This window comes from Allobosea sp. BE125, assembly GCF_031456075.1.
In the GTDB taxonomy this organism is placed as follows: domain Bacteria; phylum Pseudomonadota; class Alphaproteobacteria; order Rhizobiales; family Beijerinckiaceae; genus Allobosea.
On the sequence record NZ_JAVDTY010000013.1, the window covers coordinates 44,584 to 67,397 of the forward strand.

General features: G+C 65.9%; 23 protein-coding genes. 16 read left to right on the forward strand and 7 right to left on the reverse strand.

Features of this window, described 5'->3' with window-relative positions; translation table 11 throughout:
* The first annotated feature begins 188 nt into the window (after positions 1–188).
* Both J2Y55_RS24660 and J2Y55_RS24665 read left to right on the forward strand, forming a co-directional pair.
* The gene (locus tag J2Y55_RS24660; protein ID WP_310158793.1) at positions 189–1,388 is read left to right on the forward strand and encodes a mandelate racemase/muconate lactonizing enzyme family protein; all 1,200 of its coding nucleotides are present in this window, start codon (positions 189–191) and stop codon (positions 1,386–1,388) included.
* Positions 1,389–1,399: 11 nt separating this feature from the next.
* Positions 1,400–2,167, forward strand: coding sequence for an SDR family oxidoreductase (locus J2Y55_RS24665; RefSeq protein WP_310158795.1), 768 nt, complete (start codon positions 1,400–1,402; stop codon positions 2,165–2,167).
* Positions 2,168–2,292: 125 nt separating this feature from the next.
* On the opposite strand, the gene J2Y55_RS24670 is transcribed toward J2Y55_RS24665, so the two are convergent.
* Positions 2,293–2,832: a MarR family winged helix-turn-helix transcriptional regulator gene (locus J2Y55_RS24670; RefSeq protein ID WP_310158797.1), complete on the reverse strand. Its 540-nt coding sequence runs from the start codon at positions 2,830–2,832 to the stop codon at positions 2,293–2,295.
* A gap of 233 nt (positions 2,833–3,065) precedes the next feature.
* Between J2Y55_RS24670 and J2Y55_RS24675 the strand changes: the two genes are divergently transcribed.
* Genes J2Y55_RS24675 through J2Y55_RS24710 form a run of 8 tightly spaced genes read left to right on the forward strand, consistent with a single transcriptional unit; the run spans position 3,066 to position 10,640 of the window.
* Entirely contained in the window at positions 3,066–4,091 is a 1,026-nt protein-coding gene (locus J2Y55_RS24675) for an ABC transporter substrate-binding protein (RefSeq protein ID WP_310158799.1), read from the forward strand.
* 28 nt (positions 4,092–4,119) lie between these two features.
* A complete protein-coding gene (locus J2Y55_RS24680; protein WP_310158801.1) occupies positions 4,120–5,202 on the forward strand; it encodes an ABC transporter ATP-binding protein in 1,083 nt (360 codons plus the stop codon).
* Positions 5,199–6,050, forward strand: a complete 852-nt coding sequence (locus J2Y55_RS24685) for an ABC transporter permease (RefSeq protein WP_310158803.1) — start codon at positions 5,199–5,201, stop codon at positions 6,048–6,050. The genes J2Y55_RS24680 and J2Y55_RS24685 overlap by 4 nt, the downstream gene beginning before the upstream one ends.
* Positions 6,047–6,850 carry an ABC transporter permease gene (locus J2Y55_RS24690; protein ID WP_310158806.1) on the forward strand — a complete coding sequence of 268 codons (804 nt, stop codon included), beginning with the start codon at positions 6,047–6,049 and terminating at the stop codon, positions 6,848–6,850. The genes J2Y55_RS24685 and J2Y55_RS24690 overlap by 4 nt, the downstream gene beginning before the upstream one ends.
* Positions 6,851–6,868: 18 nt before the next feature.
* Positions 6,869–7,702, forward strand: coding sequence for a polysaccharide deacetylase family protein (locus J2Y55_RS24695; protein WP_310158808.1), 834 nt, complete (start codon positions 6,869–6,871; stop codon positions 7,700–7,702).
* Positions 7,699–8,460, forward strand: a complete 762-nt coding sequence (locus tag J2Y55_RS24700) for an SDR family NAD(P)-dependent oxidoreductase (protein ID WP_310158810.1) — start codon at positions 7,699–7,701, stop codon at positions 8,458–8,460. The genes J2Y55_RS24695 and J2Y55_RS24700 overlap by 4 nt, the downstream gene beginning before the upstream one ends.
* A gap of 10 nt (positions 8,461–8,470) precedes the next feature.
* Complete coding sequence (locus J2Y55_RS24705; RefSeq protein ID WP_310158812.1) at positions 8,471–9,229, forward strand: SDR family NAD(P)-dependent oxidoreductase; 759 nt, start codon at positions 8,471–8,473, stop codon at positions 9,227–9,229.
* Between the two features lie 13 nt (positions 9,230–9,242).
* A complete protein-coding gene (locus J2Y55_RS24710) occupies positions 9,243–10,640 on the forward strand; it encodes an amidase (RefSeq protein WP_310158815.1) in 1,398 nt (465 codons plus the stop codon).
* A 188-nt stretch (positions 10,641–10,828) separates the two neighbouring features.
* On the opposite strand, the gene J2Y55_RS24715 is transcribed toward J2Y55_RS24710, so the two are convergent.
* The 5 genes from J2Y55_RS24715 to J2Y55_RS24735 all read right to left on the reverse strand — a co-directional run bounded on the left by J2Y55_RS24715 (position 10,829) and on the right by J2Y55_RS24735 (position 16,788).
* On the reverse strand, positions 10,829–11,719 hold the full coding sequence (locus J2Y55_RS24715; RefSeq protein WP_310158817.1) for an ABC transporter permease: 891 nt from the start codon (positions 11,717–11,719) through the stop codon (positions 10,829–10,831).
* 6 nt (positions 11,720–11,725) lie between these two features.
* Positions 11,726–12,613 (reverse strand): ABC transporter permease, encoded by an 888-nt coding sequence (locus tag J2Y55_RS24720; protein ID WP_310158819.1) that lies wholly within the window; start codon positions 12,611–12,613, stop codon positions 11,726–11,728.
* Positions 12,614–12,805: 192 nt separating this feature from the next.
* Positions 12,806–14,098 (reverse strand): ABC transporter substrate-binding protein, encoded by a 1,293-nt coding sequence (locus J2Y55_RS24725; RefSeq protein WP_310159053.1) that lies wholly within the window; start codon positions 14,096–14,098, stop codon positions 12,806–12,808.
* Positions 14,099–14,152: 54 nt separating this feature from the next.
* Positions 14,153–15,142, reverse strand: a complete 990-nt coding sequence (locus J2Y55_RS24730; RefSeq protein ID WP_310158822.1) for an ABC transporter ATP-binding protein — start codon at positions 15,140–15,142, stop codon at positions 14,153–14,155.
* 215 nt (positions 15,143–15,357) lie between these two features.
* Positions 15,358–16,788 carry an aldehyde dehydrogenase family protein gene (locus J2Y55_RS24735; protein ID WP_310158824.1) on the reverse strand — a complete coding sequence of 477 codons (1,431 nt, stop codon included), beginning with the start codon at positions 16,786–16,788 and terminating at the stop codon, positions 15,358–15,360.
* Between the two features lie 101 nt (positions 16,789–16,889).
* On the opposite strand from J2Y55_RS24735, the gene J2Y55_RS24740 reads away from it, so the two are divergent.
* The 6 genes from J2Y55_RS24740 to J2Y55_RS24765 all read left to right on the forward strand — a co-directional run bounded on the left by J2Y55_RS24740 (position 16,890) and on the right by J2Y55_RS24765 (position 22,326).
* Positions 16,890–17,795 (forward strand): LysR family transcriptional regulator, encoded by a 906-nt coding sequence (locus tag J2Y55_RS24740; RefSeq protein WP_310158826.1) that lies wholly within the window; start codon positions 16,890–16,892, stop codon positions 17,793–17,795.
* A 203-nt stretch (positions 17,796–17,998) separates the two neighbouring features.
* The gene (locus J2Y55_RS24745) at positions 17,999–18,853 is read left to right on the forward strand and encodes a transporter substrate-binding domain-containing protein (RefSeq protein ID WP_310158829.1); all 855 of its coding nucleotides are present in this window, start codon (positions 17,999–18,001) and stop codon (positions 18,851–18,853) included.
* Positions 18,854–18,977: 124 nt separating this feature from the next.
* Positions 18,978–19,640 carry an amino acid ABC transporter permease gene (locus tag J2Y55_RS24750; RefSeq protein ID WP_310158831.1) on the forward strand — a complete coding sequence of 221 codons (663 nt, stop codon included), beginning with the start codon at positions 18,978–18,980 and terminating at the stop codon, positions 19,638–19,640.
* A gap of 9 nt (positions 19,641–19,649) precedes the next feature.
* On the forward strand, positions 19,650–20,447 hold the full coding sequence (locus J2Y55_RS24755; protein ID WP_310158833.1) for an amino acid ABC transporter ATP-binding protein: 798 nt from the start codon (positions 19,650–19,652) through the stop codon (positions 20,445–20,447).
* On the forward strand, positions 20,447–21,202 hold the full coding sequence (locus J2Y55_RS24760) for an SDR family NAD(P)-dependent oxidoreductase (protein WP_310158836.1): 756 nt from the start codon (positions 20,447–20,449) through the stop codon (positions 21,200–21,202). Before J2Y55_RS24755 ends, J2Y55_RS24760 begins: the two co-directional genes overlap by 1 nt.
* Entirely contained in the window at positions 21,199–22,326 is a 1,128-nt protein-coding gene (locus J2Y55_RS24765; protein WP_310158838.1) for an enolase C-terminal domain-like protein, read from the forward strand. Before J2Y55_RS24760 ends, J2Y55_RS24765 begins: the two co-directional genes overlap by 4 nt.
* Positions 22,327–22,432: 106 nt before the next feature.
* On the opposite strand, the gene J2Y55_RS24770 is transcribed toward J2Y55_RS24765, so the two are convergent.
* Positions 22,433–22,774 carry a DHCW motif cupin fold protein gene (locus J2Y55_RS24770; protein WP_310158840.1) on the reverse strand — a complete coding sequence of 114 codons (342 nt, stop codon included), beginning with the start codon at positions 22,772–22,774 and terminating at the stop codon, positions 22,433–22,435.
* Between the last annotated feature and the right edge of the window lie 40 nt (positions 22,775–22,814).

Sequence of the window (22,814 nt, forward strand, 5' to 3'; positions counted from 1 at the left end):
TGGAGCTCATTCGCGTGGCTCCATCTTGGCATCGACCATAAACATGTTGTGATATTTTACAAGCACTCCTATGGTCGCCCTGCTTTGACCTGATGCCTCCGCCTGGAGCTATGGTCGACACGACAATCAACCAAGGCGTTCCCCTGCGCAAGCCGGCGAAGAACGCCCGCCGCCATGGGAGGCAGGCCTTGAAGATCACCGCCATCGAAACGCTGCGGACGGAAGAGTTCGCCAATGTCCTGTGGGTGCGCGTACATACCGATGCCGGTGTGATCGGGCTCGGCGAGACCTTCTACGGCGCCGGCGCGGTCGAATCCCACCTGCACGACACGCTCGCCATGCGCTTGCTCGGCAAGAACCCGCTGCATATCGAGGCGCTGCACAAGGAGATGTCGAACCTGCCGATGGCGCAGGCCTCGACCGGCGTCGAATCCCGCGCGACCTCGGCCGTCGACATTGCGCTCTGGGATGTCTTCGGCAAGGTCTGCGGCCAGCCTGTGCACCAGATGCTCGGCGGCCTCTGCCGCGACAAGCAGCGCATCTACAACACCTGCGCCGGCTACAACTATGTCCGCTCGCACAACATCAAGCCGGTCTCGACCTGGAATCTCGGCGCAACGGAAGGTCCTTATGAGGATCTCGACGGTTTCATGAACCGGGCCGACGCGGTGGCCGAGAGCCTGCTCGAAAGCGGCATCACGGCGATGAAGATCTGGCCGTTCGACCCGCCCGCGATCGAGAACCAGGGCCTCTACATCACGCCCGCGCAGATGCGGAAGGCGGTCGAGCCCTTCGAGAAGATCCGCAAGGCCGTCGGCGACAAGATCGAGATCATGGTCGAGTTCCACTCGCTCTGGAACCTGCCGACCGCGATCAAGATCGCCCGCGAGCTCGAGCAATACAGCCCGACCTGGTACGAGGATCCCATCCGGATGAACTCGCCGCAGGCGCTGGCCGAATACGCCCGCTCGACCACGGTCTCAGTCTGCGCCAGCGAAACCCTGGGCTCGCGCTTCCCCTATAAGGACATGCTCGACCGCGACGCCATGCACATCGTCATGGCCGACCTGTGCTGGACCGGCGGCCTGACCGAAGGCCGCAAGATCGCGGCGATGGCGGAAACCTATCACCGCCCCTTCGCCCCGCATGACTGCATCGGCCCGGTCGGCTTCATCGCCGCCATCCACGCTTCCTTCAGCCAGCCCAACACGCTGATCCAGGAATCGGTGCGCGCCTTCTACACCGGCTGGTACAATGAGCTCGTCACCACCATGCCGGTGATCAAGGACGGCTATGTGCTGCCGATGGAAGGGCCGGGGCTGGGGGTCGAACTCCTGCCCGCCGTCTTCGAGCGCTCGGACCTCACCGTCCGTCGCTCGAGCCTTTGACAGGTGCAGGGATGAGCAACCCCCTCTTCGACCTCACCGGTAAGACCGCGCTCGTCACCGGCTCGTCGCGCGGGCTCGGCCGCGCCATGGCGGAAGGACTGGCCGTCGCCGGCGCCCGCATCCTGATCAACGGCACGGACCCGGCGCGTGTCGCCGAGACCGTGGCGGAATTCCGGGCCGCCGGCCATCAGGCCGAACCCGCCCCCTTCAATGTCACCGACGAGGCCGAGATCCTGCGCGCCTTTGAAGGCTTCGACACGGCGGGCATCGCGGTCGACATCCTGGTCAACAATGCCGGCATCCAGTTCCGCAAGCCGATGGTCGAGCTCGCCACGGCCGACTGGCAGCGCGTCATCGACACCAACCTGACCTCGGCCTTCATGATCGGGCGCGAGGCCGCCAAGCGCATGATCGCGCGCGGCCACGGCAAGGTCATCAATATCGGCTCGCTGACCAGCGAGCTCGCCCGCGCCACGGTCGCGCCCTACACGGTCGCCAAGGGCGGCATCAAGATGCTGACGCGGGCCATGGCGGCGGAATGGGCCGAGCACGGCATCCAGGCCAATGCGATCGGGCCCGGCTACATGATCACCGACATGAACCAGGCGCTGATCGACAATCCGAGCTTCGACGCCTGGGTCAAGGGCCGCACCCCGGCCAAGCGCTGGGGCAAGCCCGGAGAACTCGTCGGCACCGCCGTCTTCCTGGCTTCCGAAGCCTCGAACTACGTCAACGGCCAGATCATCTATGTCGATGGCGGGATGTCGTCGGTCCTTTAGGCTCGAACACCGGCCGTCATTGCGAGGAGCGTAGCGACGAAGCAATCCAGAGGGCTGCGCCCCACGTCTCCCTGGATTGCTTCACTTCGTTCGCAATGACGGGCCAGAGGAGGCGACCGACCGCCCTATGGCGCACCGAGCATCATTTGCCCCAGCGCGCGGGCGGTCGTGCTCTGCTCCTCCGCCGAGAGCGCGCTGAGCAATCGGCGCTCCGTCTCGGCATGATCGCGCATTGCCGGCTCGACCAGGCGGCGGCCAGCTTCGGTCAATTCGACGATGACGCCGCGCCCATCCGTCTCGTCGGCCATGCGGCGGATATGGCCGGCCTTCTCCAGCTTGCGCAGCAGGTTCGACAGGCCGCCCGAGGTCAGGATCAGCGAGTCGAGCAGGGCCTTGGGCGACATCCGGTAGGGCGCTCCCTCGACACGCAAGGTCGCGAGCACGGCGAAGGCAGGATATTTCAGGCGGTGCTTTGCCAGCGTGCGGTTGACCGCGGTCAGGAAGACCTCGTGCAGATGCAGCAGGCGACCGACCACGGCCTTGCCGGAACAGTCGATCCCGGGGAACTCGCGGCGCCAACGCTGCATGCCCGCGCCGACGCGATCGTTCTCCCAGAGCGCAACCGGCTCTTCGGTCTCGATGCGTCGCTGGGCGTCGTTGCGCATGCAATCCTCCTGATCCTGCCTCCTGATCCGCCCTTCCGACCATGATGCGCGCCGCGCCGCAAGGGCGATTGCAAGGGCTCGAGGCGCCCAAACTATCTTTTATTTATCTTTCTTGAAAGATAAATTGAGCCATGCCATGCTCCCCTGGAATGGCGGGCGAAAGGCCCTGCCCTTCGCGCCGAGAAGCCGCGGAACAGCGGTTGGCGCCACGCAACAGACGGGGACCAGCAACCATGCGCCACAAGCTCTGCTTCGCGACCGCCACCGCCATCCTCTGCGCCGGCTTCTCGCTCTCGGCCGGGGCCGAGGAGCTCGTCGTCGGCTCCTTCGGCGGCTCCTTCGCCGACAACGTCAAGGCCTGCCATGTCGCCGCCTTCGAGAAGGCGACGGGGGCCACCGTCTCGCTCAAGCTCGGCAACTCATCGCAATTCGCCGCCGCGATCCGCGCCACCGCCGGCAAGCCCGACATGGACATCGTCTATATCGACAACTCGCTGGCCGCCCAGACCCAGGGCGAGAAGCTCAACGAGATCATCGACCGCAAGAAGCTCAAGAACGCCGGCGACGTCATCGCCTCGGCCTGGGGCAAGGACGACGCCTATGTCGTCGCGATGGTGAGCGCGACCGCGCTCGTCTACAATCCAAAGCTGGTCAAGACGCCACCAACCTCCTGGCTCGACCTCGCCGACCCGGCTTACGCCGGCAAATACGCGATCGGCGACATCAGCGGGACCTCCGGCCTGCACTACCTGCTGGCGCTGAACAAGCTCAAGGGCGGCACGCTGGAGAACATCGACCCCGGCATCGAGGCGATCAAGCCGATCGCGAAGGGCTCGGCCGTGCTCTACACCCAGGCCGACCAGCTGCTCTCGCTGTTCGAGCGTGAGGAGATCGCGATCGCGCCCTGGTATCCCGACCGCGCCGGCGTCGCCATCGACAAGGGGCTGTCGCTCGCCGTCGCTTATCCCAAGGAGGGCGCCGTCGGCATCCTGCCGGCCGTGATCATCCCCAAGGGCACGGCCAAATCGGAGCTGGCGCATAAATTCCTCGACCAGATCCTCTCGGCCGAAGGCCAGGGCTGCTTCTCGGAACGGGCCTATATCGGCGCGGTCAACACCAAGGTGAAGCTCTCCGACAAGCTCCAGAAGATCGTCCCCAATGGCGAGAGCCTGGAGAAAGCCTGGTTCGTCGATCCCGAGATCATCGCCAAGAACAGCGCCAACTGGACGCGCCGCTGGCAGCGCGAGGTGGCGCGCTGAGCTTGGCGCGGACAGAGGAGAGCAGCCGGTGAGCGCGCTGAGCTTCGAGCGGCTGGGCAAGTCCTATGGCGAGGCCGAGGTCGTCAGGGAGGTCTCGCTGACGATCGCGGAAGGCGAGTTCGTCTCGCTGCTGGGACCTTCCGGCTGCGGCAAGACGACGATCCTGCGCATGGTCGCAGGGCTCGTCGCGCCGAGCCGCGGCCGCATCCTCATCGGCTCCGATGACGTCACCTCGCTGCCGCCCAACAAGCGCGGCCTCGGACTCGTCTTCCAGTCCTACGCGCTGTTTCCCCATCTCACCGTCTTCGAGAACGTCGCTTTCGGCCTGCGCCGGCGCAAGGTCTCCGGCGCGGAGCTCGACCTGAGGGTCAAGGAGGCGCTCGCTCGCGTCAGGCTGGACGCCTATGGCGAGCGTTTTCCGCGCCAGCTCTCGGGCGGCCAGCAGCAGCGCGTCGCGATCGCACGCGCCATCGCGCCGCAGCCGCGCGTGCTGCTCTTCGACGAGCCGCTCTCCAATCTCGACGCGCAGTTGCGCGACGAGATGCAGATCGAACTGAAGCGCCTGCAGCGCGGGCTCGGCATCACCACTCTCTTCGTCACCCACGACCAGGGCGAAGCGCTTTCCATGTCGGACCGCGTCTGCGTGATGGCCAAGGGCGTGATGCAGCAATTCGCGACGCCGGAGGACATCTACCACCGGCCCGCCACCGGCTTCGTCGCAAGCTTCATCGGCAGGCCGAACCGGCTTTCGGGTGTTGTCGCAACGCGCGACGGCCAGGGCGGCAGCCTGCGGCTCGGCTCCGGCCTTACCCTGCAGGCGGCCCATATCGACGCAGCCGCGGGCGCCAAGGTCGATGTGGTCATTCGCCAGGAGGCGATCCGGCTGAGACGCGGCCAGCCCGAGCCCGATGCGATTGCCGGCACGGTCGCGCTGCGCTCCTTCAGCGGCGCGCGCGTGCAATATGTCGTCAAGCTCACCGACGGCGTCGAGCTGATCGCCGAGACTCCATCCAGCGGTCCGGATTCGGCGCTCGACCCCGGCACTCCGGTGTCGCTTGTGATCGATGCGGGCTCCATCTTCGCGATGGCCTCAGAGGGAGCGGCCGCGTGATCGCGCCCCGGCACGGGCTGATGCTGCTGGCGCCGCTCGCGCTGGTGCTGGCGGGCTTCTTCCTGCTGCCCGTGCTGATGATGCTGCCGACGAGCTTCCGGGAATACGCGCCGGGAACAGGCATCGCGCCGGGCGTCTGGACGCTTGAGAATTACACCCGCATCGTCACCGATGATTACTATCGCGAGGTGATCTGGCGCACGCTGGGGCTCGGGCTCTTCGTCACGCTCGCTTGCCTGCTGCTCGGCTACCCCCTCGCCTTCCTGATCGCGCGTGGGCCGGAGCGCTGGCGCGTGCCGCTGATCCTGCTCGTGATCTTCCCGATGATGCTCAACCTCGTGGTGCGCTCCTTCGGCTGGATCGCGCTGCTGTCCAATCGAGGGCTCGTCAACAACCTGCTGATCCAGCTCGGGCTGATCGCCACGCCGTTGAAGCTAATGTTCAACCTGACCGGGTTGATGATCGGGCTGACCCATATCTACCTGCCCTTCATGGTGCTGATGCTGGTCGCGGCGATCCGCAACGTGCCCCGCGATGTCGAGGCCGCCGCCGCGACGCTGGGCTCAAGCCGCCTGCACGTCTTCGCCGCGGTGACGCTGCCGCTCTCGGCCCCGGGCATCCTCGCCGGCTCGATCCTGGTCTTCGTGCTGACGATCAGCGCCTTGGTGACGCCGCGCATGCTGGGCGGGCCGACCTACAAGGTCATGGCGACGCTGATCTATGACGAGTACATGCAGCTTCTCGACTGGCCGAGCGGCTCGGCGCTCTCCTTCGCGCTGACCGCGATGGCGATCGGCGTGATCTGGCTGTCGAGCCGGCTGACCAAGCGCTGGGCGGGCATGGCATGACGAGCGCGAGCGACAGCGACGATCGGCCGGGCTCGGGCGTGACCATGGCGGCCTTCGCCGTCATCGTCTTCCTGCAGATTCCGGTGATCGTCGTCGTGCTGGCCGCTTTCAGCACGACCTCCTATCTCACCATCCCGCCGCAAGGGCTGACGCTCGCCTGGTTCGGCAAGGTGCTGAGCGACCCGAGCTATCTCTCGGCGATCCGGATGAGCCTGATCCTGGCTTGCGGCTCCACGGTGATCTCGCTCCTGCTCGGGGTCGCTGCCGCCTATGCGCTGTTCCGCAAGGCGCTGCCGGGATCGGAGGCGATCACCTCCGTGCTGATGGCCCCGCTCGTCCTGCCGGCGGTCGTGATCGGCGTCGCGCTGCTGCAATATTACAGCCTGACCGGCCTGCGCGGCAGCCTGTTCGGCCTGCTGATGGCCCATGTCGTCATCACCGTGCCCTATATCGTGCGCTCGGCACTGGCGAGCCTTTCGGGCCTCGACCTCGCCGTCGAGGAGGCCGCGCGCGTGCTCGGCGCGAATGGCTTCGAGGCCTTCCGGCTCGTGACCTTGCCGCTGATCCTGCCCGGCCTCGTGGCCGGCGCGCTCTTCGCCTTCATCACCTCGCTCGACAATGTTCCGGTGACGATCTTCCTGATCAGCGCCAACCAGACGACGCTGCCGGTGCTGATCTTCTCCTCGGTCGAGATGGGGATCGATCCCAGTGTCGCCGCCGTCTCGACCCTGCTCATCGCCGCCACCGGCATCATCCTGCTCATCGCCGAGCGCCGCTTCGGCTTCCACCGCTTCGTCTGAACACGGGTTGAAAAGACCATGCCTCTCACCAGCAAGGGTTTCCCGCTCTTCCTGACCTTCGATCTCGATGCCGAGACGATGTGGACCGGGCGCGACCCGGCCTATGCCAGCCGCCCGATCCTGATGTCGCAGGGCGCCTATGGCTGGAAGGTCGGCACCGGCCGCGTGCTCGACCTGCTCGACCGCTACGGCGTCAAGGCGACCTTCTTCGTGCCCGGCCTGATCATCGATCAGCGTGAAGGGTTGATCGAGGAGATCCTGAAGCGCGGCCATGAGCTCGCCCATCACAGCTACAGCCACAAATGGATTTTGAGCCTCACGCCCGACGAAGAGCGCGAGGAGATGGAGAAGGCGTTCCAGTCGATCCTGCGCGTCAGCGGCAAGCCTCCGCGCGGCTGGCGCTCGCCGGCGGCCGAGATCAGCCCGATCACCATGCCGATGCTGGTCGAATACGGCTTCGACTACTCCTCCAACTTCTTCGACGACGACTCGCCCTATCTGCATGAGGTCGAGGGCCGGGAGACCAAGATCGTCGAACTGCCCTTCCGCTGGGTGCTCGATGACGCACCCTTCTTCCAGTACTCGATCGTGCTGCCCGGCCGCACCATGCAGGCCCCTTCCGCGCTGCTCGAAGCCTGGAAGAGCGAGTTCGACGTGCTCTACGCCGAGGACCGGATGATGATGATCGGCATGCATCCCGAGATGATCGGCCAGCCCTCGCGCATCAAGGTGCTGGAAGGGCTGATCGAACACGCGCTGAAGCACAGGGATGTCTGGATCGGGCGCTGCGACGAGATGGTCGACGATATGCGGCCCGGTCTCGAGACGGCGCGGGCGGAGGCCAGGCGATGAGCGGCGCGCTCACCGGCCGGCGCATCCTGATCACCGGCGCCGCCAAGGGCATCGGGCTTGCGACGACGGAGCGCTTCATCAAGGAGGGCGCGCGCATTGCGGCGCTCGACCGGGACGAGGCGGCACTCGTGGCTCTGGCCGGGCGCTTCGACCGCAGCCAGCTCCATCCTGCCAAGGCCGATGTCGCTGACCCGGCTTCCGTGGCGGCCGCCGTGGCTGAGAGCGCCGCTGCTCTCGGCGGGCTCGACGGCATCGTCAATGCCGCCGGCATCGATCTCGTCGCCGATATCCAGGCGATGGCGCTCGCCGACTGGGGCCGCGTGCTCGCCGTCAACCTGACCGGGCCGATGCTGGTGATGCAGGCGGCCTTCGCGCATCTCAAGGCGGCCGGCGGCGGCACCATCGTCAACGTCTCCTCGGGCGCCGGCCTCTCGCCATTGAAGCACCGCACCGCCTATTGCGCCTCGAAAGCCGGTCTGCAGATGGCATCCAAGGCACTCGCCATGGAGGCAGCGGAATTCGGCATCCGGGTCAACACGGTCTGCCCTGGCGCCGTCGAGACCGAACTCTTCCGCTCCGGCATCGATGCATCCCCCGATCCGCAGGCGGCCTATGAGGCCGTGCGCGCCCGCTACGCGCTCCAGCGCGTCGCTGCGCCCGAGGAGATCGCCGCCGCGATCCTGTGGCTGACCTCAGCCGAATCCTCCTACGTCACCGGCACCGCGATCGCCGTCGATGGCGGCCGCACGTTTCATTGAGGACCAGACCATGACCGCCAGCGCAGGTCGCTTTTCCGGCAAGGTCGTGGCGATCACCGGCGCCGCCCATGGCATCGGCGCGGCCACCGCCCGGCGCTTCCTTGTCGAAGGCGCGCGCGTCGCCGTGATCGACCGCGAAAGCGAGGGTTTCGCGGAGAGCTTCAAGGACGTCCCGGCCGAGCGGTTGCTGACGGTAGCGGGCGACTGCACCGATGCTGCCGTGCTAGCCGATTTCCATGCCCGCGCTGTCTCAGGCTTCGGTCCGGTCGACATCCTGTTCAACAATGTCGGCCAGAGCGGGCGCGAACGCGCGGCGCAATTCCATGAATCGGAGGAGGAGGTCTGGCGCTTCGTGCTGGAGGTCTCGCTTTTCACCGCGATGCGGATGTCCCGCCTCGTCGTGCCGGCGATGCGTGAGCGCGGCGGGCGCATCGTCAACATGTCGAGCGATGCGGCCTTCGTCGGCGATGCCGGCCTGACCGATTATGCCGCCGCCAAGATGGGCATCATCGGTTTCACCCGGGCCTTGGCGCGGGAACTCGCGGCCCATCGCGTCACCGTCAATGCGGTGGCGCCCGGCGCGATCCGCACCCGCGCGCATGACCGGCTGACTCCGGCCGTGATCGAAAAGATCAAGGCGACGACGCCGGCCGGCTTCATCGCCGAGCCCGAGGATGTCGCGGGCTGCGTTGCATTCCTCGCCAGCGAGGACGCCCGCTATGTCACCGGCCAGACGCTGCTGATCGATGGCGGGCGCTGGATGATCTAGGGGGAGAACGAGCATGACCGCCATCGCCGAACTGTCTGCCATCACGCTCGCCACCGCGATCCGTGCGCGCGAGGTGTCGCCCGTGGAGGCTGTCGATGCGGCGCTCGCCCGGATCGAGGAGCGCCGTGAGCTCAACGCCTTCATGGCTGTTTGTGCCGAGCGGGCACGCAGCGAGGCGAAGGCGGCCGAGGCCGCGATCATGAACGGCACGCCGCTCGGCGCGCTCCACGGCATTCCCTTCTCGGTCAAGGACCTGACCAATACGGAGGGCGTCGCCACCACGCAGGGCTCCGCGCTCTTCGCCGGCGCGCTGCCCGCCTCTGATGCCGTCGCGGTCGCCCGGGCGCGGGCTGCGGGCGCGATCCTGATCGGCAAGACGACGACGCCGGAATTCGGGCACAAGCCCTTCACCGAAGGACCGCTCTTCGGGCGCACGCTCAACCCCTGGAGCCATGCGCATAGCTGCGGCGGCTCTTCGGGCGGCGCAGCGGTTGCGGTTGCGGCCGGCATGGGGCCGCTGGCGCTCGGCTCCGATGGCGGCGGCTCGATCCGGATTCCTGCCGCCTGCTGCGGCGTCGTCGGCCTCAAGGCGACGCTCGGCGCGATCCCGAACCTGCAGGCGCCCGATCTGTTCGGGGCCAATTCCTATGTCGGGCCGATGGCACGCGACATCGCGGATACCCGGCTCATGTTCGAGGTGCTGGTCGGGCCCGACCGGCGCGATCCTTACGGCCAGGTCGAAGCCCTGCCGCGCCGCGTGCTGGGCGAGGCCGAGCGCCCGCGCATCGGCTTCCTGCTGCGCTGCGGCAATGTGCTCGATCCGGAGGTCGAGGCCTCCGTACTCGCTGCGATGAAGCAGGCCGAGGCGCTCGGCATGATCGTCGAGCCGATCGAGCTCGACCTCGTCTCGCTGGAGCCGCATTTCCTGGTGCTGCTGCGCTCGCTGCTGCTGGCGCGCCTGGGCGGCCATGCCGCGCGCTCACCCGAAAAGCTCGATCCGACGCTCATCGCCACGATCGAGGCCGGGCGCGCCTACAGCGCCGCCGATCTTTGCGAGGCGCAATTCGCTCGAACGAGCTGTTTCTCACAAATCCAGGAGATTCTTGCCCGCTTCGACCTCATCGCCTCACCGACGCTGTCGGCTCCGGCCTTGCCGGTCGGGCTCGATCCGCTCGGCCGCATCGCAATCGCGGGGCGCGACGCCGGCACAATCCGCGGCGCCTGGTATCCCTACACCTTCCCCTTCAACCTGACCGGACATCCAGCCCTGTCGATGCCCTGCGGACTATCTCGTGGTGGGCTTCCGATCGGGCTGCAACTCGTCGGGCGCTGGCATGACGACGGCTATCTGCTCGCTATCGCCGCGCGCCTGGAGGCGGCGCTCGGCTTCACAGCGCGCGCGCCCGGCTAGAGCAGGATGCGTAAAAGTGGGAGCCAGTCTTTCGCAAAAGCGATGCACCAGGGAGTGATTTTAGCCTGAACCACACCGTCATTGCGAGGAGCGAAGCGACGAAGCAATCCAGGGGCGGCAGAGCTCGACGTCCCCCTGGATTGCTTCGCTGCGCTCGCAATGACGGCCTGGATGGTATTGATACCAGCCTAAATCATCCCCTTGCCGGCATCCGAGCCGCGCCGCGCCTGGCGCGCCCGCAGGCTCAGGATCGTGGCGAGCGCCAGGCCGATCACCAGGAAAGAGACGCCGGTGGTGACGGTGCCGAGCGCATAGATCTCCGGCGTGGTCACGGTCGAGGTCAGCGCCTGGAGTTCAAGCGGCAGCGTGTTCTTCTCGCCGATCGCCTGCGAGGAGCGCGCGATCTCGTCCCAGGACAGGGTGAAGCCGAAGAGCCCGACGCCGATCAGCGAGGGCAGGATCACCGGCAGGATGACATGGCGGAAGGTCTGCCAGGGCGTCGCCCCCTGGTCGCGCGCCGCTTCCTCCAGCCGGCCGTCGAAGCGGTTGAAGATCGCGAACATGATCAAGAGGCCGAAAGGCAAGGCCCAGGTCAGATGCGCGCCGAGCCCTGAGGTGAAGATGCCCATGGCGGTGCTGTAGCTTTCGGCGATGAAGCCCGGCGCATAGGCCTTCACCACCTCGTCGAAGAGGCGGAATTGCAAGGCGATGCCGAGCGAGGTCACGATCGAGGGCACGATCAGGCTGGCGATGGTGACGTAGAACAGCAGGTTCTGACCCTTGAAGCGCTTGCGGAAGGCCAGCCCCGCTAGCACCGAGAAGACCATGGTGATCAGCATCACCGTCAAACCGAGCTGGAGCGAGCGCCAGAAGGCCGATTTGATGTCGACGATGCCACCGCCGCTCCAGAGCTTGCCGAACCAGTGCAGCGAGACCCCGTTCATCGGGAAGGTCATGCCGCCGGTCGGCCCCTGGAAGGACAGGACGAAGATTGCGATCATCGGGCCGTAGAGGAACAGCACGAACAACCCGAAGAAGGCGGCGAGCCAGTAGAAGGAAGCGGGACGGCCCTCGCGCATCAGGATTCACAGCTCCTTGCGGATGTCGACGAAGCGGTTCAGCGCCGTGATGATCAGGAGCGTGATCGCGAGCAGGATCACGGCATTGGCCGCCGCCGGCGGGAATTGCAGCGCATTCAATCGCGTCTCGATGATCTTGCCGGCCGAGGCGATCTGCTGGCCGCCCATCACGCCGACCGTGATGAAATCACCCATCACGATGGTGACGACGAAGATCGAGCCGATGACGATGCCGGGCTTGGCAAGCGGGATGACCACGTTCCAGAGCGTCTGCCAGCCGCTGGCGCCAGCGTCATAGGCAGCCTCGAGCAGGCGCTTGTCGATGCGCGCCATCGAATTGAAGATCGGGATCACCATGAAGAAGGTGAACAGGTGCACGAAGGCGAGCACCACGGAGAATTGCGAAAACAGGAGCCATTCGATGGGCTGATTGATCAGGCCGACATTGATCAGCGCGCTGTTGACCAGCCCGTTGCGGCCGAGCAGCGGCACCCAAGAAATCATCCGGATGACGTTCGAGGTCCAGAACGGAATCGTGCAGACGAGCGCGAGCGTCATCTGCATCGTCACGGACTGGACGTGGAAGGCGAGGAAATAGGCGATGGTGAAGCCGATCACCAGCGTGATCGCCCAGACGATCAGGCAGAACTTCACCGTCGAGAGATAGGTCTTCAGGATGGTGCAGAGTTCCGGCAGCTGGTCGTAGCAGCCCTCGAAGGTCTCGACATAGGAGCGCGTCGTGAAGCTCGGGATGATCGAATAGTCGTTGTAATCCCAGAACGAGACCATCACGACGAAGAGCAAGGGAATGACGAAGAACAGCGCGAAGACGCCGGCAAAGGGCAAGGCCTGGAGCCAGGCCGGCGGCGCGTAGGCGGTTTTCGTCGCTGGCATTTCGGTCCGTTTCGCCCTGGCTTTACAAGCCCTCATCCTGAGGAGCCGCGAAGCGGCGTCTCGAAGGATGTTCCAGTTTGCGGTGACAACGCCCTCTCGAGCATCCTTCGAGACGCAGGCTACGCCTGCTCCTCAGGATGAGGGCTGAGGAAGAGAGCGCCCCGCCAGATGCGGGGCGCAGCAGCGTTCACCTCACGCCGCGATGAACTCGTTCCATTTGCGGACCATGTAGTCGTTCTCGTCCATCACCGCGTTCCAGCAGGCGACATTGCCCATGCGGTCGTCATAGGAGCCGCCGTCGCGGCTCGAGCCGGCTTTCTCCAGCAATGAGCCATCGGGCGCCTTGATGTCCTTCTCGGCAGCCTTGCCCTCCATCCAATAGGCCCATTCATAGGGCTCCATATTGGCCTTGGCGGTGGAGAGGACAGCGGAATAATAGCCCTGCCGGTTGAGATAGGCGCCGGCCCAGCCCGACAGGAACCAGTTGACGAACTCATAGGCGAGCTCGGCCTTGCGGCCCGTGACCGATTTCGACAGGCAGAAGCCCGAGGCCCAGGAGCGATAGCCCTCCTTCAGCGGCTGGAAGGTGCAGGCGATGCCCTTGGTGCGCACCGCCGTGACGGCCGGCGACCACATCGACTGGATCACCGTCTCGCCCGAAGCCATCAGGTTGACGCTCTCGTTGAAGTCCTTCCAGAAGGCGCGGAACTGGCCGCTCTTCTTCGCCTCGGTCAGGACCTTCATGGTCAGGTCGATCTCGGCGCGGGTCATGTTGCCCTTGTCGGGATATTTGTAGAGCCCGGCCGCCTCGACCACCATCGCCGCATCCATGATGCCGATCGAGGGGATGTTGAGGATCGAGGCCTTGCCCTTGAATTCCGGGTTCAGGAGTTCCTTCCAGCTCTCGATCGGGCGCTTGATCAGGTCGGGGCGGATGCCGAGCGTATCGGCGTTGTAGACGGTCGGGATCAGCGTCACCCATTGCGTCACGCCAGAGGCGAACTTGGTCGAGTTCGCGCCCTCGACGAACATCACCTTCTTGGGCGCCGTGCCCTGATCGCCGATGACCTTGCCATTGGGCAACTGGCCCTTGGTGAAGACCGGCGTGATGTTGTCGAACTCCTTGATCTTGCGGGCATCCATGCCGAGGATGTTGCCGGACGGCACGAGCTTCTTCAGGCTGAAATACTCGGTGTCGAGCACGTCGAAGGAGTTCGGCTGGGTGATGACGCGCTTGGTCACGTCGTCGGTCGTCGCCGAGATGTATTCGATGGTGATCCCGGTGTCGGCCTTGACCTTCCTAGTGATGTCGTCGGCCTGGTTCACGGCCGTGCCGAGATAGCGCAGCACTTTGGGCTCCTGCGACCAGACGGCGGGGAAGCCGGTGATCGCGCCCGAACCGGCGGCCATACCTGCGGCAGCCCCGGCACCCTTCAGCAGCGTGCGCCGCGAGACGCCTTTCGTATCCTTCGTCGTCCTACCCATCACTCTCTCCTCCTCATCGATCTTGCTCATCGATCTTGCTCGTCGGTCTTGTTGTCAGGTGGCGGCGCCCAGCCGGTGAATGTCGGCCTCGTTCCAGCTCACGGCGACGGTGTCGCCGGGGTTGAATGGCTCGGCGTCGAAGGCGGCTTCGCTCAGATTGGCGGTCAGCTCGGCGGCAAAATCCGCCGCCAGGCCGATCTGGACATAGGAGCCCTGATATTCGACATCGCTGACCAACGCGGTACGGACTGCGCCGTTCACGGCCTTGGTCAGGCGCAGCTTGTCGGTGCGGACCGCGATCGCGCCTGATGCATCGGAGACGATGTTGTGGCCGCCGATGAAGCGGGCGATGAAGGCAGTTGCCGGCGCATTGAAGACCTCGCGCGGCGTGCCGGCCTGCTCGATCAGGCCCTGGTTCATCACCACCATCAGATCGGCCAGCGCCATCGCCTCGTCCTCGCCATGGGTGACGTGGATGAAGGTGATGCCGAGCTCCTTCTGCAGCTTCTTCAGTTCAGCACGCATCTTGATGCGCAGGAACGGATCGAGCGCCGAAAGCGGCTCGTCGAGCAGCAGGATCTGCGGCTTGGTGATCAGGGCGCGGGCCAGCGCGACGCGCTGCTGCTGGCCGCCAGAGAGCTGCGCCGGCAGGCGCTCGGCATAGCGTTCCATCGCGACGAGTTCGAGCAGGCGCATCGCCTCCGCCCGGCGCTCTGCCTTCGCAACGCCACGCATCTTCAGGGAGAAAGCGACATTGTCGACGCAGGAAAGATGCGGGAACAGCGCGTAGCTCTGGAACATCATCGCCGTGCCACGCCGGGCCGGCGGCAGATCGGTGACGTTGGTCGGGCCCAGGATGATGTCGCCTTCGCTCACCGCCTCATGGCCGGCGATCATCCGCAAGGTCGAGGATTTGCCGCAACCGGACGGGCCGAGCAGGCAGCAATAGGTGCCGGCCTTGACGCGCAGATTGATCGCGTCGACGGCAACCGTCGCGCCATAGCGCTTGGTGACCTGAACGAGTTCGAGATCGGAACCGCGCAATCCTGCCTCCTGGTTGGGCGCGGGCCCTACAAGGGGCGTGCCAAAGCCAGGCCGATGATAGGACGCGGTCCGAATTGTCCGCCGCTGCGCAAAAGCGACCTAAAATGCCCGCAAATTAGGCATTTGCCTATGAAATGGCGGGCCGCGTTTGATTCAGCCGAGCGGCCCGTCTGTTCAACCCGCTCGGCCGTCGCGGCGAGCCATCGTCGGCAGGATCAGGCGGCGGCCGCCGCCCCCAAGACCGTTTTCGGCTCAAGATAGCCTTCAAGGCCGAAGGCGCCGTGCTCGCGCCCGATCCCGGACTGCTTGAACCCACCAAATGGCGCCAGCGGTTCGTGGTGCAGGCCATTGATCAGGATACGCCCGGCCTGGAGCCGCGAGGCGACGGCACGCGCTCGCGCGACGTCGGCGGAGATGACGCAGGCCTGGAGTCCGTAAACCGTGTCGTTGGCGATCGCCACCGCCTCCTCCTCGTCGCGATAGGTGATGATCGAGAGCACAGGCCCGAAGATCTCCTCGCGTGCGATCGTCATGCCGTTATGGACGCCGCTGAACACGGTCGGTTTGACGAAATAGCCGGCCTCGAGCCCTTCGGGCTTGCCTTCGCCACCGATCAGCAGGCGCGCGCCCTCTTCCAACCCGATGCGGATATAGCGCTGCACCCGCTCCCATTGCCGCTGGCTCACCATCGGGCCGATCGCGGTCGCCGGGTCGCGCGGATCTCCGGCCTTGGTCGCGTCGACCGCCTTCCGGGCCAACGCCTCCACCTCCTGAAGCCTGGTTTGCGGCACGAGAATGCGCGTACCGGCGAGGCAGGCCTGCCCGCTATTGATGAAGCCTGCGGCGATCGCGAGCGGCACGGCGGTGGCAAGATCGGCATCGTCGAGGATCAGCGTCGGCGACTTCCCGCCGAGTTCCAGCGTCACGCGCTTCATCGTCTCGGCCCCGGCGCGCATGATCGCCTTGCCCACGGCGGTCGAGCCGGTGAAGGAGATCTTGGCGATATCGGGATGGGCGCTGAGTTCCGCGCCGACGACGTCGCCGCGCCCATTGACGATATTGAAGACGCCGGGCGGCAGTCCCGCCGCGTGCAGAGCCTCGCAAACGACCTGCGTCTGGATCGCGCTCATCTCGCTCGGTTTGATCACGGCGGTGCAGCCTGCGGCGATCGCGGTTGCGAGCTTGTTGCAGATGAAGCCCGCATTGGCGTTCCAGGGCGTGATCAATCCGACGACGCCGACGGGCTCCATCACCACCTCGGCTGTGCCGATCCGGCGGAGCAGCGAGATATCCTCCAGCGTGCTCGCGGCATCGAGAAAGGCCTGCGCGGCGTATTTCGCGCCCCAGGAGGCCCGCGCAACCGGCGCACCATATTCCTCGATCGTTGCCTGCGTGATCGCGTCGAGTCTGGCCATGACCGCCTCGTGCAGGCGCTTCAGCATGGCGATCCGCTCAGCCTTGCCGGTGCGGGACATCGCCGGAAAGGCTCGCCTGGCTGCGGCGATGGCGCGCTGCGTGTCCTCGACATCGCCAAGGCGGACGCGGCCGATGACCTTGCCGGTCGCGGGATTGAACAGGTCGAACAGCTCCTCGCCATGCGGAGCGACAAAGGCGCCGTCGATATAGACCGTGTCGATGATGCGCATGGAGCTCTCCAGGGTTCGGCGATGACCGCCTGGAGATAGGAGACTAGGATTGATCGGATAAGCCGCATAAACTTGCACGACATCATGAGAGAATCGAAACAATGTCGCGAAGCGCCCTCAGCGATTTCGAGGCCGTCATCGCCCTGGCGCGGCATGGCCGCTTTCGCGCCGCCGCAACCGAGCTCGGCATGTCGCCTTCCGCCCTCAGCCATGCCATCTCCGCGGTCGAGGCGCGCCTGGCCTTGCGGCTTTTCAACCGCACGACACGCAGCGTCTCGCTGACGGCGGCAGGCGAACAGCTGGTCAATCGGATCTCGCCCGCCTTGGCCGAGATCCGCGACGCCGTCGACGCCGCCAACAGCCATCGCGAGACGCCGATAGGCACGCTGCGCCTCAACAGCTCGGTCGGTGCGGCGCGCCAGATCATGCAGCCGATCGTGTTCGAGTATCTGCGCCGGTATCCGCAGATGAAGATCGACCTCGTCACCGAGGACAAGCTCATCGACATCGTGGTCGACGGCTTCGACGCCGGCATCCGCCTGGTCGAGACGCTGCCGCGGGACATGATCGCCGTGCCCTTGGGTCCGGAGCAGCGCATGGTCGTGGTCGCCTCGCCGGCCTATCTCGCTGAGAACCCGCCGCCGCGCTCGCCAGCCGATCTCCTCGCGCATCGCTGCATCCGCAGCCGCATGGGAAGCGGCGCAATCTGGCGCTGGGAGTTCGAACGTCGCGGCGAACGGGTCGTTGTCGACGTGCAGGGGCCGCTCACGCTCGATGAAACGGGCCTGATGCTGGAGGCAGCGCGCGCCGGATTCGGCCTGAGCTATCTCGGCGAGTGGAGCGTCGCCGCCGATCTCGCCTCCGGGCGGCTTCTGCGCGTGCTCGACGACTGGACGCCGCCCTTCCCCGGCCTGTGCCTGTATTATCCGGGGCGTCGCCATGTTCCGGCGGGGCTTCGTGCGCTGATCGATCTCATCAAGGAGAGGCGCGCACATCCTCCTGGTTGAAAAGCCGCAATGTGGCCGCGCGGCAGGAGCTGGCGACCATCTTCAGCCCCGGACTGGCCGCCATTTTGCTAAGCCGGCTGCAGCCGAGGTTTCGCCTCGCTTTGCAAAATGCCGCTTGATCATGACGGTCTTCCGGCGGACTAAAGCGGACGCTGCGGCGAGCAAGCCGTAAGCGACCGAATTATCTGGAAGAGGGGATCACCATGGTTTCGCGCAGGGATATCGCCACGGCCATCGGCGCCGCGGCTGTCGGGATAGCGGCTGCCGGCATCGTTTCGCCAGCTGCGGCCCAGGCGCCGGCAGCCGGAGGCGAGACCGCCTTCGAGCGCATCCGCCGGACCAAGAAGCTGCGCATCGGTGCGGTGGCGGGAGCGGCCCCCTATTACAACAAGGATATCGCGACCGGTCAGTGGGGCGGCTTCTATATCGACCTGTCGAAGGCGCTGGCCGAGGAGCTCGAAGTCGAGCTCGAGATCCTCGAGACGACCTGGGGCAATTCCGTCCTCGACCTGCAGGCGAACAAGATCGACATCTTCTTCGGCCTCAACCCGACGCCGAAGCGCGCCCTGGTGGTCGATTTCTCGGTGCCGGTGTTCAACAACGCCTTCACGATGATCACCAAGAAGGGCCTGGGCAAGAAGACCTGGGACGATTTCAACAACCCCGCCCTCAAGATCACCGTCGATGCCGGCTCCTCTCAGGACCAGGTCGCGACACGGCTGTGCTCAAAGGCGCAGATCTCGCGCTTCAAGAGCGTCGACGATGCCGCCGCCGCCATCATGACCGGCCGCGCCGACGCGCAATGCATCGTGATGATGCTCTCGCTCACCATGCTCAAGAAGAACCCGGCGCTCGGCGAGCTCGTGGTGCCGACTCCGGTCTTCGCCACGACCTCGAATGCAGGCTTCCGCCGCGAGGCCGACCAGACCTGGCCGAAATATGTCAACACCTGGCTCGAGTTCAATCGCGGGCTCGGCCTGATCCGCAGCGTGATCATCAAGAACATGGAGTCGGTCGGCGTCACCGAAGCCGACATGCCCGCCGGCGTCCAGCTCTGAGGGCCTAGCGCCCGCCAGCCAATGGCCCCGCCTGTCCCATGCGGACCGGCGGGGTTGCCCGGCATCGTTCCGTGGCGATCCTGCCCGGAGCAATGCGCTCGGGCCCTCTCTTGGATGCCTCACCATGTATCAATGGGATTTCGGCTCGCTCTGGAGCTATCGCTGGCTGTTCCTCAACGGCTTGTGGGTCACGGTCGGCTTCACCGTCGCCATCGTCGTGCTCGGGTTGCTCATCGGGCTTGTGGGAGCGCTTGCGAAACTCTCTCCCTTCGCCCCGCTGCGCTGGCTCGCGCTCGCCTATATCGAGGTCTTCCGCTGCACGCCCGTGCTGGTGCAATTGGTCTGGTTCTACTACGCCCTGCCGATCCTCAGCGGCATCGAGATCTCGCCTGTCACGGCATCGATCCTGGCGCTCTCGCTCTATGGCGGCTCGTTCTATGCCGAGATCATCCGGGGCGGCATCGTCTCGATCGATCCCGGCCAACCGGAGGCCGCGGCCGCGCTCGGCATGACCCCGTTCCAGTCGATGCGCCGGATCATCCTGCCACAGGCGCTGAAGCGCATGATCCCGCCGCTGATGAACCAGTCGATTATCCAGTTCAAGAACACCTCGCTGGTCTCGGTGCTGGCGGTGCCGGACCTGCTCTATCAGGGCCAGATCGCGGCGCATGACAGCTATCGGCCGCTGGAGGTCTACAGCGCCGTAGCGATCGCCTATTTCGTGCTTCTCTTCCCGCTCACGATCATCGTGCGGCAAGGCGAGAAGAAGCTGTCCACGAGCGATTGAGGCGAGGCGATGGACACAAAACCCAAAATCGAGGTCGCCGCGCTGCGCAAGCAATTCGGCGACCTCGTCGTCCTCAAGGACATCAACCTGAAGGTCGCGGCCGGGAGCGTGGTGGCGCTGATCGGCCCCTCCGGCTCCGGCAAATCGACCCTGCTGCGCTGCATCAACCTGCTGGTGACGCCCGATGGCGGACGCGTGCGGGTCGGAGAGGACAGCTTCGCCTTCGGTGCGGGCAGCAAGCCACCCAGGACCAAGGAACTCGCCCGCTTCCGCACCAATACCGGCATGGTGTTCCAGCACTTCAACCTGTTCCCGCATATGACGGCGCTCGGCAACGTCATGGAAGCGCCGATCACCGTTCGCGGGAAGCCCAAGGCGCAGGCGCGCGAGCAGGCGCTGGCGCTGCTCGCCAAGGTCGGCCTCGCCGACAAGGTCGATGAATATCCCAGCCGCCTGTCGGGCGGGCAGAAGCAGCGCGTCGCCATTGCCCGCGCGCTCGCCATGGAGCCGGAGGTGATGCTGTTCGACGAGGCGACCTCGGCGCTCGACCCCGAGCTCGTCGGCGAGGTTTTGGGCGTGATGCAGAAGCTGGCTTCGGAAGGCATGACGATGGTGATCGTCACCCATGAGATCGCCTTCGCACGCGAGGTCGCAGATCGCGTCATCTTCATGCGCGACGGCGTGGTCGTCGAGGAAGGGCCGGCGCGGCAAGTGATCGACGCGCCGCGCGAACCGGCGACGCAGGCCTTCCTCGGCCATTTCCATCGCGGCGGCGCGGCTCAAACCCCGGCCGAAAAGGCGCTGTGATGCCCAGCCTCGATCGTGTCTATCTCGTCACCGGTGCGGCGAGCGGAATCGGCCGGGCGACCGCGCAGCTGCTGGCCGGACCCGGTGTCGGCCTCATCATACATACCGGCACCAATCGCAGCGGGCTCGACGCAGTCGCCGAGACGGCTCGCACGGCCGGAGCCAAGGTCGAGACCATCCTTGGCGACATGGCTGCGAAGGCGACCTGCGACCAGATCGTGGCGCTCGCCACTGAGGGCTTCGGTAAGCTCGACGGCCTGATCGCGGTGGCTGGTCATGCCCGCAGAGCCGGTATCATGGATCTGCCCGAGAGCGAGATCGGGCAGGCAATGGACGAATCCGTCGCCGCCCTCATGCGGATGGCCCGCACAGCACGCCCGCTGCTGAAGGCCAGTGGCAGCGGCCGGATCGTCGCCACCTCGTCCTTCGTCGCCCACGCCCTGCGCACCGATCTCCAGCCCTTCGCCGCGACGGCTGTGAGCCGCGCCGCGCTGGAGACGGTGGTGAAGCTGATGGCGCATGAACTCGCCGCTGATGCCATCACCGTCAACGCCGTCGCGCCCGGGCTGATCCGCAAGGACGAAGGCAGGGGCAGCAAGCTCAGCCTCGAGGCGATCGCCCGCATGGAAGCGATCATTCCGCTCGGGCGGCGCGGCCTGCCCGAGGAGGTCGCGAGCATGATCGCCTTCCTTGCCTCGCCGGCTGCGTCCTACGTCACCGGCCAGATCATACACGTCAATGGAGGGCTCGCATGAGCGGAGCTGTCATCGAGCGCATCAGGCTCTTCTTCATCGAAAGCCCGATCAAGATGGCCCGGCTCCAGGGCGTCGGGAACGTCAAGGGCACGGTCAAGCGCGTCCTCGTCGAGTTGACCGCGAGCGACGGCGTGGTGGGCTGGGGCGAAGCCGCCCCCTGGGAGGTCTTCACGGGCACGGCGGAAGCCGCGCTGGCGGCGATCGACGTCTATCTGCGTCCGGTGCTGATGGGCCGCCCCGTCAAGCGCGTGCGCGAGACGATGGCCCTGCTCGACCGCGCGCTCGTCGGCCATGCCGAAGCCAAGGTCGCGATCGAGATGGCGCTGCTGGACATCGTCGGCAAGGCCTCCGGCCTTTCGGTCGCCGACCTGCTCGGCGGGCGGGTGCGCGACACGATCCCGCTCTCCTTCTCGATCGCCGATCCGGATTTCGCCGCCGATCTCGAGCGGATGCGCGCCATGGTCCCGGCCGGCAACGTAATCTACAAGGTCAAGACCGGCGTGAAGCCGCACAAGGAGGATCTCGCTCATCTCGAAGCGATGCGCTCCGAATTCGGCGACGCGATCGATCTCAGGCTCGACTATAATCAGGCGCTGCAGCCTTTCGGCGCGATCAAGATCCTGCGCGATGTCGACGCGTTCGCACCGACCTTCATCGAGCAGCCGGTTCCGCGCGACAATCTCGACGCGATGGCCGCCTTCGTGGCCGCGTTGGACACGCCGATCCTGGCCGATGAAAGCTGTTTCGACGCCCGCGATCTCAACGAAGTGATCCGCCTCAAGGCCGCGAACGCGATCTCGGTCAAGCTGATGAAGGCAGGCGGCCTCCTCAAGGCGCAGGCCATCATGGCGATCGCAGATCAGGCCGGGCTGCCGGGCTATGGCGGCACGCTCTGGGAGGGCGGCATCGGGCTTGCCGCCGGCACGCAGCTCATCGCCGCGACGCCGGGCATCTCGCTCGGCTGCGAATTCTACATGCCCCACCATGTCCTGACCGAGGACGTGCTGGAGGAGCGCGTCGCCAACCGCAACGGGCATGTCGTGGTGCCGGACGGGCCGGGGCTCGGCATCCGCGTCAGCGAGGCTTCAGTGCGGGCCAATGCGCGCATCCTGGCCGAGCGCTGAGAGCCCGTTTGGAAACTCCCTGAGCCCTCATCCTGAGGAGCCATGCCCTTGGGAATGGCGTCTCGAAGGATGAGGGCTCGAATTTCCAAAGGGGCTCTGAGCCCTTTCAATCCACGATGAAGAGCTTGGCGCCCTTCGTCGTGCGCGAGCGATGGGCTTCGGCGCCGTCGGCCACCTGATAGCTCATGCCCGGCGTCAAGATCGAGACGCGGCCATCCTCCAGCGTCGTCTCCAGCTCGCCTTCGAGGCAGAGGATGACATGGCCCTTGCTGCACCAATGGTCGGCGACATAACCCGGCGAATACTCGACGATGCGGACGCGGATCTGATTGTCCTGCGGCCCGAAGAAGCGCGTGCGCCAGGTCGCCTCGCCCTCCTCGCCGGCATGGCGGGTCGGCTCGACCTGCGACCAGTCGACCGTGGAAAAGGCGATCTCGGACATCTTCATGGGAGCAGCTCTCGATTTCAGGTTGGGTGCGGAGGCGGCA

Bases quoted from the DNA above. Each gene is read 5' to 3' on its own strand.
- J2Y55_RS24770 (WP_310158840.1), bottom strand. From the start codon at position 22,774: ATGAAGATGTCCGAGATCGCCTTTTCCACGGTCGACTGGTCGCAGGTC.
- J2Y55_RS24675 (WP_310158799.1), top strand. From the start codon at position 3,066: ATGCGCCACAAGCTCTGCTTCGCGACCGCCACCGCCATCCTCTGCGCC.
- J2Y55_RS24705 (WP_310158812.1), top strand. From the start codon at position 8,471: ATGACCGCCAGCGCAGGTCGCTTTTCCGGCAAGGTCGTGGCGATCACC.
- J2Y55_RS24670 (WP_310158797.1), bottom strand. From the start codon at position 2,832: ATGCGCAACGACGCCCAGCGACGCATCGAGACCGAAGAGCCGGTTGCG.
- J2Y55_RS24745 (WP_310158829.1), top strand. From the start codon at position 17,999: ATGGTTTCGCGCAGGGATATCGCCACGGCCATCGGCGCCGCGGCTGTC.
- J2Y55_RS24710 (WP_310158815.1), top strand. From the start codon at position 9,243: ATGACCGCCATCGCCGAACTGTCTGCCATCACGCTCGCCACCGCGATC.
- J2Y55_RS24755 (WP_310158833.1), top strand. From the start codon at position 19,650: ATGGACACAAAACCCAAAATCGAGGTCGCCGCGCTGCGCAAGCAATTC.
- J2Y55_RS24665 (WP_310158795.1), top strand. From the start codon at position 1,400: ATGAGCAACCCCCTCTTCGACCTCACCGGTAAGACCGCGCTCGTCACC.
- J2Y55_RS24720 (WP_310158819.1), bottom strand. From the start codon at position 12,613: ATGCCAGCGACGAAAACCGCCTACGCGCCGCCGGCCTGGCTCCAGGCC.
- J2Y55_RS24700 (WP_310158810.1), top strand. From the start codon at position 7,699: ATGAGCGGCGCGCTCACCGGCCGGCGCATCCTGATCACCGGCGCCGCC.
- J2Y55_RS24740 (WP_310158826.1), top strand. From the start codon at position 16,890: ATGTCGCGAAGCGCCCTCAGCGATTTCGAGGCCGTCATCGCCCTGGCG.
- J2Y55_RS24735 (WP_310158824.1), bottom strand. From the start codon at position 16,788: ATGCGCATCATCGACACGGTCTATATCGACGGCGCCTTTGTCGCTCCG.
- J2Y55_RS24695 (WP_310158808.1), top strand. From the start codon at position 6,869: ATGCCTCTCACCAGCAAGGGTTTCCCGCTCTTCCTGACCTTCGATCTC.
- J2Y55_RS24760 (WP_310158836.1), top strand. From the start codon at position 20,447: ATGCCCAGCCTCGATCGTGTCTATCTCGTCACCGGTGCGGCGAGCGGA.
- J2Y55_RS24765 (WP_310158838.1), top strand. From the start codon at position 21,199: ATGAGCGGAGCTGTCATCGAGCGCATCAGGCTCTTCTTCATCGAAAGC.
- J2Y55_RS24690 (WP_310158806.1), top strand. From the start codon at position 6,047: ATGACGAGCGCGAGCGACAGCGACGATCGGCCGGGCTCGGGCGTGACC.
- J2Y55_RS24750 (WP_310158831.1), top strand. From the start codon at position 18,978: ATGTATCAATGGGATTTCGGCTCGCTCTGGAGCTATCGCTGGCTGTTC.
- J2Y55_RS24715 (WP_310158817.1), bottom strand. From the start codon at position 11,719: ATGCGCGAGGGCCGTCCCGCTTCCTTCTACTGGCTCGCCGCCTTCTTC.
- J2Y55_RS24725 (WP_310159053.1), bottom strand. From the start codon at position 14,098: ATGGGTAGGACGACGAAGGATACGAAAGGCGTCTCGCGGCGCACGCTG.